Origin of the sequence: Bacteroides sp. AM07-18, assembly GCF_003602695.1 — a bacterium.
Lineage (GTDB): Bacteria > Bacteroidota > Bacteroidia > Bacteroidales > Bacteroidaceae > Bacteroides > Bacteroides uniformis.
On the sequence record NZ_QTLM01000014.1, the window covers coordinates 29,762 to 50,219 of the forward strand.

General features: G+C 47.0%; 17 protein-coding genes. 9 read left to right on the forward strand and 8 right to left on the reverse strand.

Features of this window, described 5'->3' with window-relative positions; all coding sequences use genetic code 11:
* Positions 1–6: 6 nt before the first annotated feature.
* The 3 genes from DW096_RS15100 to gap all read right to left on the reverse strand — a co-directional run bounded on the left by DW096_RS15100 (position 7) and on the right by gap (position 3,736).
* Positions 7–531 carry a DUF4847 family protein gene (locus tag DW096_RS15100; RefSeq protein ID WP_009037063.1) on the reverse strand — a complete coding sequence of 175 codons (525 nt, stop codon included), beginning with the start codon at positions 529–531 and terminating at the stop codon, positions 7–9.
* On the reverse strand, positions 528–2,585 hold the full coding sequence (locus DW096_RS15105) for a M3 family metallopeptidase (protein WP_120028803.1): 2,058 nt from the start codon (positions 2,583–2,585) through the stop codon (positions 528–530). The genes DW096_RS15100 and DW096_RS15105 overlap by 4 nt, the downstream gene beginning before the upstream one ends.
* A gap of 140 nt (positions 2,586–2,725) precedes the next feature.
* Positions 2,726–3,736 (reverse strand): type I glyceraldehyde-3-phosphate dehydrogenase, encoded by a 1,011-nt coding sequence (gap, locus tag DW096_RS15110; protein ID WP_005835458.1) that lies wholly within the window; start codon positions 3,734–3,736, stop codon positions 2,726–2,728.
* A 140-nt stretch (positions 3,737–3,876) separates the two neighbouring features.
* On the opposite strand from gap, the gene mscL reads away from it, so the two are divergent.
* The 4 genes from mscL (at position 3,877) to DW096_RS15135 (ending at position 8,442) form a co-directional block, all read left to right on the forward strand.
* A complete protein-coding gene (gene mscL, locus DW096_RS15115) occupies positions 3,877–4,311 on the forward strand; it encodes a large-conductance mechanosensitive channel protein MscL (RefSeq protein WP_005835461.1) in 435 nt (144 codons plus the stop codon).
* 462 nt (positions 4,312–4,773) lie between these two features.
* A complete protein-coding gene (gene guaA / locus DW096_RS15125; protein ID WP_005823593.1) occupies positions 4,774–6,327 on the forward strand; it encodes a glutamine-hydrolyzing GMP synthase in 1,554 nt (517 codons plus the stop codon).
* Positions 6,328–6,366: 39 nt separating this feature from the next.
* Entirely contained in the window at positions 6,367–7,674 is a 1,308-nt protein-coding gene (gene guaA / locus DW096_RS15130) for a glutamine-hydrolyzing GMP synthase (protein WP_005823591.1), read from the forward strand.
* A gap of 81 nt (positions 7,675–7,755) precedes the next feature.
* Complete coding sequence (locus DW096_RS15135) at positions 7,756–8,442, forward strand: SGNH/GDSL hydrolase family protein (RefSeq protein ID WP_005823589.1); 687 nt, start codon at positions 7,756–7,758, stop codon at positions 8,440–8,442.
* 20 nt (positions 8,443–8,462) lie between these two features.
* On the opposite strand, the gene DW096_RS15140 is transcribed toward DW096_RS15135, so the two are convergent.
* Together DW096_RS15140 and DW096_RS15145 are read right to left on the reverse strand one after the other, a co-directional pair.
* Entirely contained in the window at positions 8,463–9,125 is a 663-nt protein-coding gene (locus tag DW096_RS15140; RefSeq protein WP_005823588.1) for a Crp/Fnr family transcriptional regulator, read from the reverse strand.
* A gap of 101 nt (positions 9,126–9,226) precedes the next feature.
* Complete coding sequence (locus tag DW096_RS15145; RefSeq protein ID WP_005823585.1) at positions 9,227–9,916, reverse strand: rhomboid family intramembrane serine protease; 690 nt, start codon at positions 9,914–9,916, stop codon at positions 9,227–9,229.
* Between the two features lie 170 nt (positions 9,917–10,086).
* On the opposite strand from DW096_RS15145, the gene DW096_RS15150 reads away from it, so the two are divergent.
* From DW096_RS15150 to DW096_RS15160, 3 genes are read left to right on the forward strand one after another with little or no spacing between them, the layout of a single operon-like run.
* Positions 10,087–12,027 (forward strand): glycogen debranching enzyme N-terminal domain-containing protein, encoded by a 1,941-nt coding sequence (locus DW096_RS15150; protein WP_005823580.1) that lies wholly within the window; start codon positions 10,087–10,089, stop codon positions 12,025–12,027.
* Between the two features lie 14 nt (positions 12,028–12,041).
* Complete coding sequence (locus DW096_RS15155; RefSeq protein WP_008666090.1) at positions 12,042–13,310, forward strand: glycosyltransferase family 4 protein; 1,269 nt, start codon at positions 12,042–12,044, stop codon at positions 13,308–13,310.
* A 17-nt stretch (positions 13,311–13,327) separates the two neighbouring features.
* A complete protein-coding gene (locus DW096_RS15160) occupies positions 13,328–14,743 on the forward strand; it encodes a glycoside hydrolase family 57 protein (RefSeq protein ID WP_057256630.1) in 1,416 nt (471 codons plus the stop codon).
* A gap of 80 nt (positions 14,744–14,823) precedes the next feature.
* On the opposite strand, the gene DW096_RS15165 is transcribed toward DW096_RS15160, so the two are convergent.
* Positions 14,824–16,407: a DUF4270 domain-containing protein gene (locus DW096_RS15165; RefSeq protein WP_005823574.1), complete on the reverse strand. Its 1,584-nt coding sequence runs from the start codon at positions 16,405–16,407 to the stop codon at positions 14,824–14,826.
* A 23-nt stretch (positions 16,408–16,430) separates the two neighbouring features.
* Positions 16,431–17,255 (reverse strand): glycogen/starch synthase, encoded by an 825-nt coding sequence (locus DW096_RS15170; RefSeq protein ID WP_005823572.1) that lies wholly within the window; start codon positions 17,253–17,255, stop codon positions 16,431–16,433.
* Between the two features lie 246 nt (positions 17,256–17,501).
* Here DW096_RS15170 and panC point away from each other — a divergent pair, with 246 nt between their 5' ends.
* On the forward strand, positions 17,502–18,359 hold the full coding sequence (gene panC, locus DW096_RS15175) for a pantoate--beta-alanine ligase (protein ID WP_005823570.1): 858 nt from the start codon (positions 17,502–17,504) through the stop codon (positions 18,357–18,359).
* 32 nt (positions 18,360–18,391) lie between these two features.
* Positions 18,392–18,745, forward strand: coding sequence for an aspartate 1-decarboxylase (panD, locus tag DW096_RS15180; RefSeq protein WP_005823568.1), 354 nt, complete (start codon positions 18,392–18,394; stop codon positions 18,743–18,745).
* A 64-nt stretch (positions 18,746–18,809) separates the two neighbouring features.
* On the opposite strand, the gene DW096_RS15185 is transcribed toward panD, so the two are convergent.
* The gene (locus tag DW096_RS15185; protein ID WP_005823566.1) at positions 18,810–20,456 is read right to left on the reverse strand and encodes a S41 family peptidase; all 1,647 of its coding nucleotides are present in this window, start codon (positions 20,454–20,456) and stop codon (positions 18,810–18,812) included.
* Between the last annotated feature and the right edge of the window lie 2 nt (positions 20,457–20,458).

The following is a 20,458-nucleotide window of genomic DNA, read 5'->3' on the forward strand; positions in this document are numbered from 1 at the left end:
TATGCTTTATCGTTGCGGGGTGAATCCCATGACTCTGGTTGTCGGTCCGTCTTTAAAATAGAGGGTCAGTGAATTGGCATCCCCTTCATACTTGTACACGTTTTGCAATCCGGAGATGAATGCCTTGGCCAGTGCATCGCTTTCTGCAGCCCCCGTAACCTTCACACTGATGCTGAGCGAGCCTGAAGCTCCGTCGGCTTTCCAAGTGCCGTTGACGCTTGAGTTGATGCCTTGTCCGTTGACGGTGGTGCCCATCAGTTCTCCATCCAGTTCGGTACCTTCAAAATTGAGGGTGAAGGTGCTTTTCTGATTATATAGCTTGTCCAGACTCTTCTTCATCTCTTCCTCATTGTTGTTCCAAAGGTTTGGATAGAATTGGGCATTGCTGCCTTTATTGGTGAGTCGGCTGAGCTTCCATGTCTTCCCGGTGAATATTCCGATAACATCGTCCTCGTTGTCGCAACCGCTTAGCAGGGGGAGCAGCGAAAACATGAGCAACATGCAAAAGATGTTCCTTATAAGTCTCTTCATTTCTTTATTCCATTTCTGATTAATAATGCGTCGATTGTAGGCTCTTGTCCGCGGAAGCGTTTATAGAGCGTCATCGGATGTTCCGTTCCGCCTTTGGAAAGGATATTCTCTCGGAAGGAGGCGGCAGTCTCCGGGTTGAAGATGCCCGTCTGCTTGAATAGCGAGAAAGCATCTGCATCCAGCACCTCTGCCCATTTATAACTATAGTATCCGGCAGAATATCCTCCGGCAAAGATATGGGAGAATTGTGTGCTCATGCAGGCTTCTGCCACAGAAGGCAGAATCTGTGCTTTTTCCCAAGCCTTCTTTTCATAGGCTTTCACGTCACCTTCAAACGGGGTGTTACGTGTGTACCAAGCCATATCGAGCAGGCCGAAGCTAACCTGGCGGAGGCAGGCGTATGCCGCGTTGAAGTTGGAGGAATCCACAATGCGCTGTACCAGTTCGTCCGGTATCAGTTCTCCGGTTTGGTAATGGCGGGCAAACGTATGCAGGAATTCCTTTTCGATGGCGAAGTTCTCCATGAATTGGGAGGGGAGTTCCACAAAGTCCCAATATACATTGGTTCCACTCAGGCTCCCGTAGGTGGTATTGGCAAACATACCATGCAGGCTGTGGCCGAATTCGTGCAGGAATGTCTCCACCTCGCCGAAGGTAAGCAGGGCAGGCTTGTCCTGTGTCGGTTTGGTGAAGTTCATCACAATGGATATGTGGGGACGGCTGTTCTCACCGGTCTTTTCGTCAATCCACTGTTCCTTGTAGCTGGTCATCCAGGCTCCCGAGCGCTTGCCTGCTCTGGGGTGGAAGTCGGTATAGAACACGGCAAGGAATTTCCCGTCTTTGTCGAAGACTTCGTAGGCATCCACATCCTTGTGATAAACGGGAATATCCGGATTCTTCTTGAAGGTGATGCCATACAGTCTGGTTGCCAGGCCGAATACACCTTCCTTCACGTTGTTCAGCTCAAAGTAAGGGCGGAGCAGCTCATCGTCGATATTGAACTTCCGGTCCTTCAGTTTATGGGAATAGTACGCCCAGTCCCACGGCATTAGGACGAAGTCTTCTCCTTCCGCTTGGCGTGCCAGGGCTTGCACTTCTGCATATTCTTGTTTGGCGGTGGGCGTGTAAGCCTCCAGCAGTTGGTCCAGCAGCTTATACACGGACTCACTGTTTTGTGCCATGCGCTCCTGGAGGTTGTATTCGGCGAAGTTGTCATAGCCTAGGAGTTGGGCAATCTCCATACGGACATTGGCCAGTTTCTTTACGATTTCCAGATTATTGCTGGCGTTGTCATGCGTACACTTCGTATTGTAGGCCATATACAGCTCACGGCGCAGGTCACGGCTGTCTGCATAGGTCAGGAAAGGGCCATAGCTGGGAGCCTGCAAGGTGAATACCCAGCCTTCGACGCCTTTTTCCCCGGCTGTCTCTGCAGCGGCTTCTACCGCGCTCTCGGGTAGCCCGGCCAGTTGTGACTTGTCGGTGATGACAAGCTTGTAGTCGTTCGTTTCTTTCAGGTTGTTTTCACTGAACTGCAGCGTCAGCAGGCTGAGCTCTTTGCATAAAGCCCGGTATTTCTCCTTGGCTTCTCCCTGGAGGTTGGCGCCGTTGCGTACAAAACCATTGTAAATATCTTCCAGCAGCTTGTGCTGTTCCGGGTTCAGCGTCTCTTTGTCTTGCTGCTCGTAAACCGCTTTGATGCGTGCAAACAGCTCTTCGTTCAGGCTGATGTTGTTTTCATGCTCGCTCATCATCGGCATGATTTCCTTGGCCAGTTCCTGTAGGTCATCGTCCGTTTCGGCACTGAGCAGATTGCCGAATACAGTGCTGACACGGTGGAGCATCTCACCGGACTTCTCGTAGGCCAACACTGTGTTGGCAAATGTCGGGACTTCCGGATTGCGGATGATGGCCTCTATTTCCGCATTTTGGCGGCGGATGCCTTCGCGGATGGCGGGTACGTAATCTCCGGTCTTAATCTTGTCGAACGGGACAGTGCTGTGCAGCGTGGAGTATGTTTCAAAAAAAGGATTTTGAGACGATATAGTGTTCATAAAGCAAAGCAATATTAGAGTTAGTATAATCTTCATCATGTTTAAAGGGTCTGATAAAAAACGAACTAGCTGCAAAATTGCAAAAAAAATAGGCGACTTCTGCAGAAGTCACCTATTTTTTATTATTTTCTAACTGTATATTAGCAGTTAACTGATGCCATGTGAGCAATCAAGTCAAGAACCTTGTTAGAATAACCGATTTCGTTATCATACCAAGATACAACCTTAACGAAAGTATCAGTCAAAGCGATACCAGCCTTAGCGTCGAAGATAGAAGTGCGAGTGTCACCCAAGAAGTCAGAAGAAACAACTGCATCTTCAGTGTAACCCAGAACACCCTTCAATTCGCCTTCAGAAGCTTCCTTCATGGCAGCGCAGATTTCAGCGTAAGTAGCGGGCTTAGCCAAGTTAACTGTCAAGTCAACTACAGATACGTCCAAAGTCGGAACACGCATAGACATACCAGTCAGTTTGCCGTTCAATGCCGGGATAACTTTACCTACAGCCTTAGCAGCACCGGTAGAAGACGGGATAATGTTGCCGGAAGCAGCACGACCACCTCTCCAGTCTTTCATAGAAGGACCGTCAACTGTCTTCTGAGTAGCAGTTGTAGAGTGAACAGTAGTCATCAAACCGTCAGTGATACCCCATTTGTCGTTCAATACCTTAGCGATAGGAGCCAAGCAGTTGGTAGTACAAGAAGCGTTAGATACGAATTGAGTACCCTTAACGTAAGTCTTTTCGTTAACACCGCAAACGAACATCGGAGTGTCGTCCTTAGAAGGAGCAGACATTACAACATATTTTGCGCCGGCTTCGATGTGAGCTTGAGCTTTGTCTTTGCTCAAGAACAAGCCAGTAGATTCAACAACGTATTCTGCCTCTACTTCGTTCCATTTCAAGTCAGCCGGGTTTCTTTCTGCAGTGATGCGGATAGCCTGACCGTTAACGATCAGCTTGCTGTTTTCAACATCAGCTTCGATAGTACCGTCGAACTGGCCGTGCATAGTGTCATACTTCAGCATGTAAGCCAAGTAATCTACCGGGCAAAGGTCGTTGATACCTACGATCTGAATATCGTTTCTCTTCATTGCAGCGCGGAATACGAAACGTCCGATACGTCCGAATCCATTAATACCTACTTTAATCATTTTGTTTAAACTTTTAAGGGTTTTATAATGTTTAAAAATAAACTTTCGCTTACTAATTGCAATTCTTTCTGATTTGCGGTGCAAAAGTAAGAAAATGTTTTTATATTCGTAACCAAAATCATAATTAAATAATTGAAAAGATGGGAAAAAGTTCATTTTTACAGGAATTTAAGGCTTTTGCCATGAAGGGCAATGTGATAGACATGGCCGTCGGTGTGATTATCGGTGGGGCATTCGGAAAAATCGTCTCCTCCATTGTGGCAGATGTGATTATGCCTCCTATCGGGCTGCTGGTGGGCGGTGTCAACTTTACAGACTTGAAGTGGGTGCTGAAACCTGCCGAAATGGTGGACGGAAAAGAAATTGCTGCCGTGACCCTGAATTACGGTAATTTCTTGCAGGTCACCTTCGACTTCCTGATTATAGCATTCTCTATCTTCATGTTCATAAAGTTGTTGACCAAGCTGACTGAAAAGAAGAAAGAAGAGGCACCTGCCGCTCCTCCGGCTCCCCCTGCCCCGAGCAAGGAAGAGGTGCTGCTGACCGAAATCCGTGATTTGCTGAAAGAAAAGTAATATCGAAGCGGAACTTCATAGGGATGTCAAAACCCTCTTGACGCTTTTTTTAGGCGCGGAATTCTAAGACCTACACAAGTTTTTGCACAGGAAACTTGCGTAGGTCTTAGAATTCCGCGCCTAATATTATAACATGATGAAAGCGTTCATGGCTTTTGATACATTCCCTAATGCATTTAACTCTCCCCGGTACCGCCGGAAACTGTCCCTTTTTATACTAAGCAGTAATCTTACCACAGCCGTGGTAAGAAAATAACATTGCTGTGGTAAGCAAGTTGCATAGCTGTGGTAAGAAAACAGCACGGTTGTAGTAAGAATAGCTTTTAGTATCCTTGTGGATAGTTCTAGCCTGAAATTAAAGCTGTTTTTAGTAAAAAAACGTTTTTCTGTCACATTATCCCTGATAATTCCTTTACTTTTTCTACTTTTGCAAATCATTTATTAAAGTCTATACGGATTTATATGCAAGAGAAGATTATTATTCTTGATTTCGGTTCGCAAACCACGCAGCTCATCGGCCGCCGGCTGCGCGAATTGAATGTCTATTGCGAGATTGTACCTTACAACAAATTTCCATACGGAGATGAGAGTGTAAAAGGAGTTATCCTTTCGGGTAGCCCCTTTTCTGTTTATGATAAGAGTGCATTCAAGGTAGATTTGAGCGGGATTCGTGGGAAATACCCCATTCTGGGTATCTGCTACGGTGCGCAGTTTATCTCCTACAGCAACGGTGGACGGGTGGAGCCGGCAGGAACCCGCGAGTACGGACGTGCCCATCTCGGTTCTTTCGATTCGGAGAATGTCCTTTTCAAAGGGGTAAGGAAGAATACCCAAGTATGGATGAGCCATGGAGACACGATTACAGCCATTCCCGACAACTTCAAGATTATAGCTTCTACGGACAAGGTAGCGATTGCTGCTTACCAGGTGTCCGGCGAGGAGATGTGGGGAGTGCAGTTCCATCCGGAAGTATTTCATAGCGAGGACGGTACGCAGATGCTGCGCAACTTCGTGGTGGACGTATGCGGTTGCAGCCAGAGCTGGAGCGCCGCATCGTTTGTAGATACTACTGTGGCCGAACTGAAGGAGCAGCTTGGCAACGACCGAGTTATCCTGGGACTGAGTGGCGGTGTGGATTCTTCGGTAGCCGCCGTGTTGCTGCATCGTGCCATTGGCAAGAACTTGACCTGTATCTTTGTGGACCACGGACTGCTTCGCAAGAATGAGTTCAAGAATGTGATGCACGACTACGAATGCCTGGGACTGAACGTGATTGGCGTGGATGCCAGCGAGAAGTTCTTCAAGGATTTGGAGGGAGTGACCGAGCCTGAGCAAAAGCGTAAAATCATCGGCCGCGATTTTATCGAGGTCTTCGATGCCGAAGCGCACAAGATAACCGATGCCCGTTGGTTGGCACAAGGCACCATTTATCCCGACCGCATCGAGAGCCTAAACATTACGGGCAAGACCATCAAGAGCCATCACAACGTGGGCGGTCTGCCCGAGGAGATGAACCTCCGTCTGTGCGAACCGTTGCAGTGGCTGTTCAAGGACGAAGTACGCCGCGTGGGACGCGAATTGGGAATGCCCGAACATTTGATTACCCGTCATCCTTTCCCCGGTCCGGGACTGGCTGTCCGCATCCTGGGGGATATAACACCGGAGAAGGTGCATACTTTGCAGGAAGCCGACGATATTTTCATTCAGGGCTTGCGTGACTGGAAAGTGCAGGATGCCGACGGCAACGAGACATCGCTCTACCATCAGGTCTGGCAGGCGGGCGTCATTCTTCTGCCCGTACAGAGTGTGGGCGTGATGGGCGACGAACGCACCTATGAACGTGCAGTGGCCTTGCGTGCCGTCACTTCCACCGATGCCATGACAGCCGACTGGGCGCATCTGCCCTACGAATTCCTGGGTAAGGTGTCCAACGACATTATAAATAAGGTGAAAGGTGTGAACCGCGTGACCTATGACATCTCTTCAAAACCACCCAGCACAATAGAATGGGAATAAGACCTACTGAAATTATTAACTTAAAAACAATATAGAAGAATGAAGCAGGATATGATTGTGATTCTGGATTTGGGAAGCCATGAGAACACAGTGCTTGCCCGGGCGATTCGTGCGTTGGGAGTATATAGCGAAATCTACCCGCACGACATTACTGCCGCCGAACTGAAGGCCTTGCCGAATGTGAAAGGCATCATCATCAACGGCGGCCCCAACAATGTGGTTGACGGGGTGTCCATCGACGTGTTGCCCGAGATTTACGAAGCGGGATTCCCCGTAATGGCTGCCGGACACGACAAGGCGCTGTGCGAAGTGAAGCTGCCGCAGTTTACGGATGATGTGGAAGCCATCAAGGAGGCTGTGAAATCTTTCGTATTCGATACTTGCAAGGCTGAGGCGAACTGGAACATGACGAATTTCGTCAACGACCAGGTGGAGTTGATACGTCGTCAGGTGGGCGACCGTAAGGTGCTGCTGGCACTGTCCGGTGGTGTGGATAGCTCCGTGGTGGCCGCTTTGCTGCTGAAAGCCATCGGAGACAAGCTGGTTTGCGTACACGTGAACCACGGACTGATGCGTAAGGGCGAATCGGAAGCCGTGGTGGAAATCTTTGGCAAGGAGCTGAAAGCTAACTTGATATACGTGGATGCTACAGACCGTTTCCTCTCCAAGCTGGAAAACGTGGCTGACCCGGAAGAAAAGCGCAAGATTATCGGCGGAGAGTTTATCCGTGTCTTTGAGGAAGAAGCCCGCAAGCTGGACGGTATCGACTTCCTGGGACAAGGTACCATCTATCCCGATATTGTAGAGAGTGGCACAAAAACAGCCAAGATGGTGAAGTCTCATCACAACGTAGGCGGTCTGCCCGAGGATTTGCAGTTTGAATTGGTGGAGCCGTTGCGCCAGCTGTTCAAGGACGAAGTACGTGCATGCGGTGTAGAGCTTGGATTGCCGTACGAGATGGTTTACCGTCAGCCGTTCCCCGGTCCCGGATTGGGAGTACGTTGTCTGGGAGCCATTACCCGTGACCGCTTGGAGGCTGTACGCGAGTCGGATGCCATTCTGCGTGAGGAATTCCAACTGGCAGGCCTGGATAAGAAGGTATGGCAGTATTTCACTGTGGTGCCCGATTTCAAATCTGTGGGTGTACGCGACAATGCACGTTCGTTCGACTGGCCCGTCATTATCCGTGCCGTCAACACAGTGGATGCCATGACCGCTACCATTGAGCCGGTGGACTGGCCCATCCTAATGAAGATTACCGACCGTATTCTCAAGGAAGTGAAAACCGTCAATCGCGTTTGTTATGATATGTCTCCGAAACCCAATGCGACTATCGAGTGGGAGTGAGATTGACCAATGATAATGATAGCCTCACCTTAAAAACGGTGGGGCTGTTTTTTTTATAACAAAACAACAAAGAATAGAACAATGAAACTTTTATGTATGATTGCTGTCTTTTTGTGCATCCCCTGGGTAGCCTCTGACGCACAGAAGCAGGACTGGGGAAATTTGAAACGCTATGCAGAGGCAAACAAGGAACTGGTACGGAAGGGAAAACAGAAGGACCGGGTGGTTTTTATGGGCAACTCCATCACGGAAGGATGGGTGGCAAACGATGCCGCTTTCTTTGAAGACAACGGTTATGTGGGCCGTGGTATAGGCGGGCAGACTTCTTCCCATTTCCTGCTCCGTTTTCGCGAAGATGTCATCAAGCTTGCTCCGGCGCTGGTCGTGATAAATGCAGGTACCAATGACATTGCGGAAAATGCAGGCGCTTATAATGAAGAATACACTTTTGGAAATATAGTGTCTATGGTAGAGCTGGCACGGGCCAATAAGATAAAGGTGATTTTGACGTCTGTGTTGCCTGCCGCTGCCTTTGGCTGGAATCCTTCGGTGAAGGATGCTCCGCAAAAGATAATGCAGCTGAATGCCAGAATCCGGAAGTATGCCCAGGAAAACAAGATTCCTTATGTCGACTATTACAGTGAGATGGTGGAAGGCGACAATAAGGCTCTGAACTCCTCGTATACCCGGGATGGGGTACACCCCACTCTAGAAGGGTATAAAGTGATGGAAGCCTTGATAAAGAAAGCGATAGACAAGGTGTTGTAGGAAATCTCGGTTCAGGTGGCCTATAAGAGCTTTTCTGCGTCGGGAATCATCATCTCGCCTCTGTGCAGTTCGAGCAGGCCTTTCTCCTGCATGCTGTTCAACGCTCTTGATACTCCCATACGGGTATCATTGACCACCTGAGCCAATTCTTCCATTTTTATTTTCAGTATTTTCCTGCCTGACGGACGTTCGATATGTGTCAGGATAAAGTTGCCGATACGTTTCTCAAGGTTGTCGGTGCTTTCTGCCCAAAGACGGCTGTTTAGGCTTTGGGCGCGGTTGCTGATGATATTCATGTAATTCAGGCGGAATATGTCATATTTGAACAATTCGCTCATGACGAAAGCCTTGCTGATGCTCACTGTGTGGGTCTCGGTTTGGGCGGTATAGGCCGAGACGTAGGAGGTGCTCATCCCGAACAGAGATTGTGGCTCGATGACATAAGGTGCCTGAAAATATTCCGTGGAGCTGTATGATGTATTCGCAGATGAAGTACATGAGGAGATTTCACCTTTCAATACGAATATCAGTTGACTGCATGTGTCACCGGCTTTCACGATAACTTCGCCGGCTTTATGCTTTGTAAAGCTCAGCTTGACTTTCCCCAGGATATTGGTAAAGTCTTCTTGTGCGAGTCCTTGAAAGAGTGGCAGTTGCAGTAATGTATCAAACATTGTATTCATAATGCTTTTTCTTCTTGTTTTGAAACAAAAGTAGATATTATCAAGGTGTACTGTAAACTCTTTGCCCCTCTTTTTGTTTTTTTTATTGTTTCTTAAACGTGCTATTCAATCCTTGTAGACGAATCCTCATCCTTCTCCTCTTCCTTCTTATCGTCCTCATCCTCATTGTTTTCCTCATCTTCGTCTTCCTCTTCGTCTTCCTCTCCGGCAAACGGATCGGGCCGTTGGGGACCGTATTCCATAAAGCCTATGGCGCATAGCGTGCCTGCTATGGCTCCGCTAAGGTGTCCTTCCCAGGAAGTGGTGGCTTTGGCAAATTGTGGGAACATATTCCATACCAGGCCGCCATATAGGAACGTTATCAACAGTGAAATGGCGATAAGCGGTACATGTTTGCGCAGAATGCCGCTGAAGAACAGAAAAAAAGCCAGTCCGTATATGATGCCGCTGGCTCCGATATGCCATCCCGGTTTCCCTATAAGAAAGGTAAGCGCACCGCATCCTATCCAAATGGCAAAGAAGATGTAGGGGGCTATATGCCGGTAGAAATAGAACAGACACCACATCAGGAAAAAGAGTGGAATCGTATTGGCGAACAGATGCTTGAAACTGCTGTGTACCAGTGGATGTGCGAAAATTCCGAACACGCCCCGCTGTTCCATCGGATATACTCCCAGTCGTGTGAAGTTCCAATCCATGCCTGTCTCCAAAAACTTTAAAATGTATAAAATGAATAGCAGGAATAGGGGTATAACCGCCGCCAATGCCATTCTGCGTATATCATGCTTCATATTTCGTACAGTGATTGCTATTTTTGTACAATACTACGGAATATTTGACGAAAACCGAAAAAAAACTGACTTTTTATTTTGCCTATAAGCTTTAATTCGTATTTTTGGGCATCGCTACATGGCTTGTAGCGCATATACCGAAATAATTAACCTTTAAATAATGCACAACTATGAGTTATTTACGATTTGACAAGACCCTGATGATTAATCTGCAAGAATCTTTGCCAAGGGAGATATTGCGGACGAATAGGTCGGGAGCCTATCATTGTACAACAATTGTAGATTGTAACACACGCAAATATCACGGTCTGTTGGTGATACCGGTCCCCAACCTCGATGATGAAAACCATGTGCTGCTGTCTTCTTTGGATGAAACTGTAATTCAGCACGGTGCGGAGTTCAACCTGGGGTTGCATAAGTATCAAGGAAACCACTTCAGTCCTAACGGGCACAAGTATATCCGAGAGTTTGACTGTGAAAATATCCCCACAACTACCTATCGTGTAGGAGGCGTCATCCTTCGTAAGGAAAAGATTTTCGTACACCATGAAAATCGGATTCTGATTCGTTATACCTTGGTCGATGCCCATTCGGCAACCACACTTCGTTTCCGCCCTTTCCTGGCATTCCGCAGTGTGCGCGAGTACACGCACGAAAATGCGCAGGCAAGCCGCGACTACCAGTTGGTAGAGAATGGCATTAAAACCTGCATGTATCCCGGTTATCCGGAGTTGTTCATGCAGCTCAACAAAAAGAATGAGTTCCACTTCCAGCCTGACTGGTATCGTGGTATCGAGTATCCCAAAGAACAGGAACGCGGATATGACTTCAACGAAGACCTTTATGTGCCGGGATATTTTGAAGTGGATATAAAGAAAGGGGAAAGCGTTGTCTTCTCCGCCGGTATCTCCGAGATTTCTCCCCGCAAGCTGAAGCAGACTTTTGAGTCCGAGGTGGCCGACCGCACTCCGCGTGACAGTTTTTACCACTGTCTGAAAAACTCGGCGCACCAGTTTCACAACAAGCAGGGGGAGGAGCATTATGTGCTTGCAGGCTATCCTTGGTTCAAGTGTCGCGCCCGTGACTTGTTCATCTCCCTGCCGGGTCTTACTTTGGCCTTAGGCGAGCAAGATGAATTTGAAGACGTGATGAAAACAGCCGAAAAGGCTATCCGTGAGTTTATCAATGGAGAACCTTCCTCCTATAAGATATACGAGATGGAGCATCCGGATGTGCTGCTGTGGGCTGTCTGGGCTTTACAGCAGTATGCCAAGGAGACTTCGCGTGAAAATTGCCGGCAGATGTACGGTAATCTTCTCGAGGAGATTGTTGACTATATCCATGAACGCAGGCATGACAATCTCTTCCTGCACGAAAACGGACTGTTGTATACCAATGGCACCGAGAAAGCGGTTACCTGGATGAACTCTACCGCCAATGGCCGCCCGGTTATTCCACGTACGGGCTACATTGTAGAAGTGAATGCACTGTGGTACAATGCCCTGCGTTTTGTAGCCGATATGGTTCGGGAGGGGGGCAATGAAATTCTTGCCGATACACTGGACGCTCAGGCAGAAATCACCGGAAAGTCTTTCGTAGACGTCTTCCGCAATGAGTATGGCTATCTGTTCGACTATGTGGATGGTTATATGATGGACTGGAGCGTACGTCCCAACATGATATTTACCGTTGCCTTTGACTATTCTCCGTTGGATAGGGCCCAGAAGAAACAGGTGCTTGATATTGTGACGAAAGAACTGTTGACTCCGAAGGGCTTGCGTACACTGAGCCCCAAGAGTGGCGGATACAATCCGAATTATGTAGGTCCTCAGATTCAAAGAGATTATGCCTATCATCAGGGTACGGCATGGCCGTGGCTGATGGGTTTCTACATGGAAGCATATCTGCGTATCTATAAAGTGAGTGGCGTGTCGTTTGTAGAGAGATACCTCATCGGTATGGAAGATGAAATGACTTCCCACTGTATTGGCGCATTGCCCGAACTCTTCGATGGTAATCCTCCGTTTGTTGGAAGAGGGGCGGTGTCATTTGCCATGAATACGGCGGAAATCCTGCGTATCTTGAAGTTATTGTCTAAGTATAATTTATAATAGGAGGAACGAAGATGAAAGTTTTAATGTTTGGATGGGAATTTCCTCCCAAAATATATGGTGGTCTTGCGGTTGCTTCTTATGGAATAACTAAGGGATTAAGTTTGCAGGGTGATGTGGAAACTACTTTCTGCATGCCCAAGCCGACGGGCGAAGAAGAGGACTTCTTGAAGATAGTGGGCATGAACCAGGTGCCTATCGTGTGGCGTGATGTCGATTACAATTATTTGAAGTCGAGGCTGACGCGCAACATGACGCCGGAAGATTATTATTCTTTCCGCGACCATATTTATTCGGATTTCTCTTATATGCACGTCAATGACATAGGCTGCATGGACTTTGCCGGCGGTTATCCCGGCAACCTGCACGAAGAGATAAACAACTTCTCGGTGATTGCCGGAGTAGTGGCTCGCCAGCAGGAATTTGATATTATTCATGCCCACGACTGGCTGACGTATCCTGCCGGAGTGCATGCCAAGATGGTGAGCGGAAAGCCGCTCTGTATCCATGTCCATGCTACGGACTTTGACCGTTCGCGCGGAAAAGTCAATCCTACCGTCTATTCTATGGAGAAGAACGGTATGGATTATGCCGACTGCATCATGTGCGTGTCCGAACTGACCCGCCGCACGGTTATTGAGCAGTACCATCAGAACCCCAAGAAGGTGTTTGCCATGCACAATGCCGTCTATCCTCTCTCGCAGGAATACCAGGACATTCCACGTCCCGACCATTCCAAAGAGAAGATTGTGACATTCCTGGGCCGTATCACCATGCAGAAGGGACCGGAATACTTTGTGGAAGCAGCTTCGCTGGTATTGCAGCGTGCCCGCAACATCCGCTTTGTTATGGCCGGTTCGGGAGATATGATGGATGCCATGATTAATCTGGCAGCCGAGCGGGGCATCGCCGACCGGTTCCACTTCCCGGGCTTCATGAAGGGGAAGCAGGTATATGAGGTTTACAAGAACAGTGATGTATTCGTTATGCCTTCCGTTTCCGAGCCTTTCGGTATCGCTCCGCTGGAAGCCATGCAGTGTGGGACTCCTTCCATCATTTCCAAGCAGTCGGGATGCGGTGAAATTCTTGATAAGGTCATCAAGACCGATTATTGGGACATTCATGCAATGGCCGATGCCATTTATTCCCTCTGCACCAATCCCGCTCTCTTCCAATATCTGCAGGAGGAAGGCAAGAAGGAAGTGGATGGAATCACGTGGGAAAAAGTAGGTTTGAGAATCCGCGCCCTCTACGAGGATGTGTTAAGAAACTATGGTAAATAACAAAAACAATAATAGAAATGAGAACTATCTGTCTTTATTTTGAAATACATCAAATCATTCATCTGAAACGTTACCGTTTCTTTGATATAGGTACCGATCATTATTACTACGATGATTATGCCAATGAAACCAGTATCAATGATGTAGCCGAACGCTCTTATATCCCGGCATTGAACACCTTGATTGAAATGGTGAAGAATTCCGGAGGTGCGTTTAAAGTGGCTTTCTCCATCTCGGGGGTTGCGCTGGAGCAGTTGGAAATATATGCACCGGCTGTCATCGACTTGTTGCACCAGCTAAATGATACCGGTTGCTGTGAGTTCCTTGCCGAGCCTTATTCCCATGGCCTTTCTTCTCTGGCCAACGAGGATTGCTTCAAGGAAGAGGTGATGCGTCAGAGCGCTAAGATGAAGCAAATGTTCGGTAAGGCGCCGAAGGTGTTCCGTAATTCCAGCCTGATTTATAATGATGAGATTGGTGCGATGGTGGCAGCTTTGGGATTCAAGGGTATGCTGACGGAAGGAGCCAAGCATGTTCTGGGTTGGAAGAGTCCGCACTATGTATACCATTGCTCTATGAATCCTAACTTGAAGTTACTGTTGCGTGATTTTAAGCTGTCTGACGACATCAGCCTGCGCTTCTCCAACTCCGAGTGGAACGAGTATCCTTTGTTTGCCGACAAGTACATCAACTGGATTGATGCTTTACCGCAGGAAGAGCAGGTCATCAACATCTTTATGGAGCTCTCTGCTCTGGGCATGGCACAGCCGTTGTCTTCCAATATTCTGGAATTCCTGAAGGCACTTCCATACTGTGCCAAAGAAAAGGGGATTACTTTCTCCACACCGACGGAAATCGTTACCAAACTGAAATCTGTTTCCCAGTTGGACGTTCCATATCCGATGTCTTGGGTGGACGAAGAAAGGGATACCAGCTGCTGGCTGGGTAACGTGATGCAGCGTGAAGCATTCAACAAGTTGTATAGTGTTGCCGAGCGTGTCCATCTTTGCGATGACCGCCGTATCAAGCAAGACTGGGATTATCTGCAGGCAAGTAACAACTTCCGTTTCATGACTACCAAGCAAAGCGGTGTCGGCTTGAACCGTGGCATTTATGAATCTCCTTTTGATGCTTTTACCAATTATATGAATATTCTTGGTGACTTTATCAAACGTGTCGATTCTCTCTATCCGGTGGATATAGATAACGAAGAACTGAATGCATTGCTGACCACTATCCAGAACCAAGGTGCCGAGATAGAGGAACTGCATAAGGAATTGGAGAAAGCACAGGCCAAGTTGGAGAAGATAAAGGCTGCAGAAAAGAAAGAGAGCAAGGCTACAGCTAAATCTGCCGCAGAAAAACCGGCAAAGGCCAAGGCTCCTGCCAAAAAGCCTGCCGCAAAGAAAACAACTAAAAAGGCTGCTGAATAATATCGGCAGCTTGTCCCATCAATCAAAAAAGCCTTCCGCTCTACAATGAGCGGAAGGCTTTTTTATGGAATATCTGTCAGTTACTTGTTGAAACTGGTGTATGTAACTTCTATTTTCAGCGGAGATTCCACTTCGCCTTTTGCATTCTCTTTCGGGCCGCCTTTTAGTTTGGCATATCCCGGCTTGAGGTCGTTTTGGATACCGGTTATGGTTTTGTTGCCGCTGCTGCTTGTACTGCTGTCATAGGTAATGGAAACCGGAATCAGCAATACCTTATCCCAGTCTTCATTTTCTTTGTTCCAAGTTTTTTCCCACTCTGTCTCATTCCAAGAACTGCCGGCCTTTTCTTTGGCGGCTTTCTTGGCAGCTTGTTTTTCGTTGATGCAAGTGGTAACCAACCGGGCTATGTTGCTGAATACATATTGATTGGTAGCAAATGCATTGTGGGTGGTTGTAAATGAGGTAATATTATCCCTGACTTTGTTCTCTTCAAAGAAGCTCTTCAACTCCTGCTTACGTATCAACAGCACGTCATTAGGAGCACTCATGCTATATTCGTAGTCACTGTTTATATTGTAATTCGTGAAAGTCAGTTTCACGGCATTCAGGGTGTCATTGGTCAGTTTGTTGTATATTGAATCGTATGGCATGATAGCTTCGGTGAAGATACCGGCAGGAGATTTAATGTAAGTGTGCTGAGGTTCGGCAGCCTTTTCCTTTATCAAATCTGAATTCAGGAACTGGTTTGCCTGGATAACCTCTTTGGTAGAAGCAAATATAGTATTTGTTATATATCTCAAGGAGTCAGTTCCGTCTTTCTTTTTTAGTGCTACACCGGTTGTGTCGTTTGTGTAGTGTGTACAAAGCTCCATTTCCAAAGCTACGTAGTCCACGTAAAGGATAGTTCCATCTCCCAAATCGCTCTTTACGTATACTCCTTTAAAGACCTTGTCTATGAAGGTGTCTGAATTCTTGAAGTATTCAGGATGTTCCCGATATACCTTTAATATTCTGTCTTCACCAAAAGTCTTCCTATCCAGCGGGAATGTTACATTGGGATAGAAAGTGTAATAACCGTTATTGTCCTTTTCAAATCTCACAGAGTCTGGAACAGACGTGTCGAAAGCTGAATAGGCCTTACGCCCGAGTAGGGATTTAGGGTCGTATTTATTGTAGTATTCTTCTGGATTGATGTTGGTATAGCGATTTTTATCCAGCTTTTTGTCCAATTCATAAATACTCATCCGGCATGCGTTCAAGGAGTCACCGAACCAACTGGAATAATAGACAGCCAGTTGTACTGAGACTACCGAGTCACCTGCCATTATACCAGTAGCTTTTGTCGGATTTCCTTCGCTGTCCCATTCGGTTTCTTTATACACTTCCGGAAGGGAGAAGTTCTCTGTACAGTTCAGCTCCGTAAGGAAACTTGTTTCGTAATAACCGAATTCCGGGTCGGAAAACTTGCCTATATAGCCGGTACTCGTTTTGGCAAATACGGAATCAACGGCAAATGAACGTGTTGTTACATTAAAAGTAGTAGTATGCGCTGACATGCCGTCAGAATCGGGCAACATACCCAGACCTAATGTACCGGTGTTGTCATCGCATCCAAAGAAAGTCAGGACTGCCAAAAGCAATGTTCCCAGGTATCTTACTTTCATAGTTTTAACTGTCTAAATCGATTTTATTTTTGTTCTGTTTCCCATACCTTGTCGTAGAAGTCATTGCAGGCTTCAGCAAAGTTCTCGGGAGATTGATATTCCAATACCGGTTTTCCGGATTCGCGGGCATAGTTCAGTACTTCCTCATTGACGTGTTCGCTTTGCTGGATAATGCCGTCGGAGAAGTCAGCAGCCAGTTTGCAAAGTGCTGTGTAGTCAATGGGTTCCTTCAATCCTGCAATATCTTTCTTGGCGATGCCTTTCAACAATAGCTTGTTAGAGAAGTCTGCGTGGAAAGGTTGTTTGAAGTCATCTTCATAAAGGGAAAATATGACTTTGGCATCTCTGAAGGAAGGTTCGTCTTTATAGGCTTTCTTGATGTACAGAGGCGCTAAAGCGGTCATCCAGCCGTGGCAGTGGATGATGTCGGGACACCAACGCAGTTTCTTCACCGTTTCCAGTACGCCACGGGCATAGAAGATGGCACGGGCATCATTGTCTTCATACTCTTCACCATTTTCGTCTGTTACCTGCAAGCGGTTCTGGAAGTAGTCATCGTTGTCGATGAAGTATACTTGCATACGTGCAGACTGGATAGAGGCAACCTTGATGATGAGCGGGTGATCGGTATCGTCAATGATGAGGTTCATGCCGGAGAGTCGTATCACCTCATGCAGCTGGTTTCTGCGTTCGTTGATATTTCCCCATTTGGGCATAAACGTTCTGATTTCTCTGCCTTTTTCTTGAATAGCCTGAGGTAGGTTTCTGCCTACGAGGGACATTTCGGATTCTGAAACGTAAGGGGTAATTTCTTGGGTTATAAATAAAACCTTGTTCGCCTTTGTCATAATAACAATGTTCTCAATTATTCTGCAAAGATATAAAAAAAATCGGGCAATAAAGCAAACGGAGCCCGTCTATAATTCCTTATGAATTGTTAACTGCTTGTTATTCAGCGAAACAGCTGCTTCTGGAATTGCCGGAAAGTGTACTGAGTTTTGCATTAATTTGCGATATTTCTTCTTTATATGCTAAATAATGGTTTATTTTGCACCGCTTTTGCGAACAACCAAGTTATTATATAACCAATTAAAATGGAAATAGTACATACTATCAAGGACTTGCAGGCCGGACTTTCGGCTTTGAGAGCCCAAGGAAAGAAGGTAGGTCTGGTACCTACGATGGGTGCCTTGCATGCCGGTCATGCCTCATTGGTGAAACGTTGTGTGGCAGAAAATGACGCTGCCGTAGTAAGCGTTTTTGTAAATCCGACCCAGTTTAATGACAAGAATGATTTAGTGAAATATCCCCGTACACCGGAGGCTGATTGCCGTTTGCTGGAGGAGTGTGGAGCGGCATTTGTCTTTGCTCCTTCGGTGGAGGAGATGTATCCGGAACCGGATACCCGCCGTTTCAGCTATGCGCCGCTGGACACAGTGATGGAAGGGGCATTCCGTCCGGGACATTTTAATGGTGTTTGCCAGATTGTGAGCAAACTGTTTGATGCTGTGCAGCCGGATCGTGCCTACTTCGGCGAGAAAGATTTCCAGCAGCTGGCAATTATTCGCGAGATGGTCCGCCAGATGAAGTATCCTTTGGAAATTGTAGGCTGTCCCATTGTCCGTGAGGAAGACGGGTTGGCTCTGAGCAGCCGCAATGCCCGTTTATCTGCCGAAGAACGCAAAAATGCACTGAGAATTTCGCAGACTTTATTTGAAAGTCGTACCTTTGGAGCCTCACATACGGTAGCTGAGACACAGAAGTTTGTGGAAGACACCATCGCAGCCGCCCCCGGATTGCGTTTGGAATACTTTGAGCTGGTGGATGGCAATACCTTACAGAAGATTACCGATTGGGAGGAAACTTCTTATGCTGTGGGTTGCATCACAGTATTCTGTGGGGAAGTCCGTCTGATTGACAATATCAAGTACAAAGAGCCTGCTGCCTTGTAATTTATAATTAGTAATTCGTAATTTATAAAGATATGATGATTGAAGTGTTGAAGTCGAAAATCCATTGTGCCCGCGTCACGGAAGCGAACCTGAACTATATGGGAAGCATTACGATTGATGAAGATTTGATGGATGCCGCCAACATGATTGCCGGCGAGAAGGTGTATATAGCCGACAATAATAACGGTGAACGTTTTGAAACCTACATTATTAAGGGCGAGCGTGGCTCTGGCAAAATTTGCCTGAACGGTGCGGCAGCCCGTAAGGTGCAACCTGATGACATCGTTATTATCATGTCCTACGCGCTGATGGACTTTGAAGAAGCCAAGTCGTTCAAGCCGACGGTGATTTTCCCCGACCCGGCAACGAACAAGGTGGTGAAGTAGTCTCTTTATTGAAATATGGAAATAAAGCCCCGCTTGCAATTTATCTGTAAACGGGGCTTTGTTTTTACTTCTGATTCTTCTCCGCAGGGTTCGTATGAGAATGAGGAGCCGATTTAATCTTGTCGAGTAAATACAGAATCTCAGTTTGGACATCAAAATTATATCTTTGGTAATCTTGATAGGTGGGTATCAAGTCTGGATAAAGTGTGTGGGCACACCGGTCTTTGCCCGGAAAGCATATTTGTATGGAGTTGGAGATAGAGCCTTGCATACCGGTATAGGGTAGCCGGAATAAGGTTTGTTCCATGTAGGTATTGGGGGCTTGTCCGCTGGGTATTCCTACAAGGGTAGCACCCATTTTCCACAGATAGAAAGTGTAGTGGAAAGCTGCACTGAAGGTACGTTCGTTGGTAATGACGTAAATGTGTTCCGGAGTATAGAGCGCCTTTCCTTGTTGCTTTCTCAGTTCTTCCGGCACACTGGACATGCAGTTCTCGATGAAGTCGGTCCGTCGCTGTTCTATGTTTGTGGTGTCTGCTTCGTCCGTACTAAAAGTGTAGTCACCGTAGGCATAGTCTGTTCCGTATGCTTGGTTGAAATCCTGTAAGTTTGTCTGTAGTTTTTGCATGTAGAGGGGAGAGATGATACGATAGAATTCTATATCCATATCCGTTTGCAGGAAGTGGTCACCGAACAGTTGGTAAAGTGTGGGTAGGACAATTGGAGTCCAGCCGCCGCTATTGTTGCGCAAATCTATGATGAGGGTGGAGGAGGCTTCCTTCTTCATCTCTTTCAGCATATGGGCGAAAACTTCGGAAAGGGACGGGAGTTGCCGAATGGCTTGCAGGGTATCGGCGGGCATATCTTGTTTCAGGATATCCCGATAATAGAATCCTATTTGCCGGTATAAATCTTTCAGCCCTTGTTTTTGCATATACTCAAAATTATCCCGTGCCATGATACTGTTGATATTGATGAGCATTATTTGCTTGTCGTTGTCTATGAACTGATAGGCCAGTTGTTTGTCTGTATAAGCTTTCCAACTGTTATTGTGTTGCATGGGTGTGTTTTGCACTTCCTGCCTTGACAATAAGGGAAGGGTTAATCCTCTTGATTTGCCGTCGGGAGTAAGAAGTGAGAGGTGAAGGTTGTCTTTCATTTCAGGGAAAAGCTGTCTCAAGAAATGTTCCGTAGGCATGGACCTGCATAGATTGGCATAACGGTCATATAGGTTTTCACTGGCTTGGATAGCGGCAGTGCGGGCCAGTACCTCTTCTAAAGAATCTCCGTTGATGGTTGTGATACGGCTACCTAACAAGTCTTTGTACGTTTCAGGGATTCCTTGAAGTATAATGCCGTCGGGGATGGTGCGTACTTCCAGTGCCAGGTAACGCTGATTTGCTTGTTGATTGGCTGTGGGAGGTAAAAGGTAGGTATGTCCGTCTTGCAGATTGGATAGGAAAATGCTTACCTTGTCAAAAAAGGTCTGTTTCGTACCGGGAGTCCGGCGTAACTCGTTCTCCAGATGGAAAGCTTGTTCGTAGAAGAATACTTTTCCTCCGAAGCCGCTGTAAGGGTCGGGATGGGTTGCTGCCAGTTCTTTTACCAGATACCGAAAGTCTGAGGCAAGGGAATCCCCGTTTAGGGGCTCTTGGGCGCTTGCCAATAGGTAAGCCAAACAGAGAAGGAGGGATAGATAAATACGTTTCATAT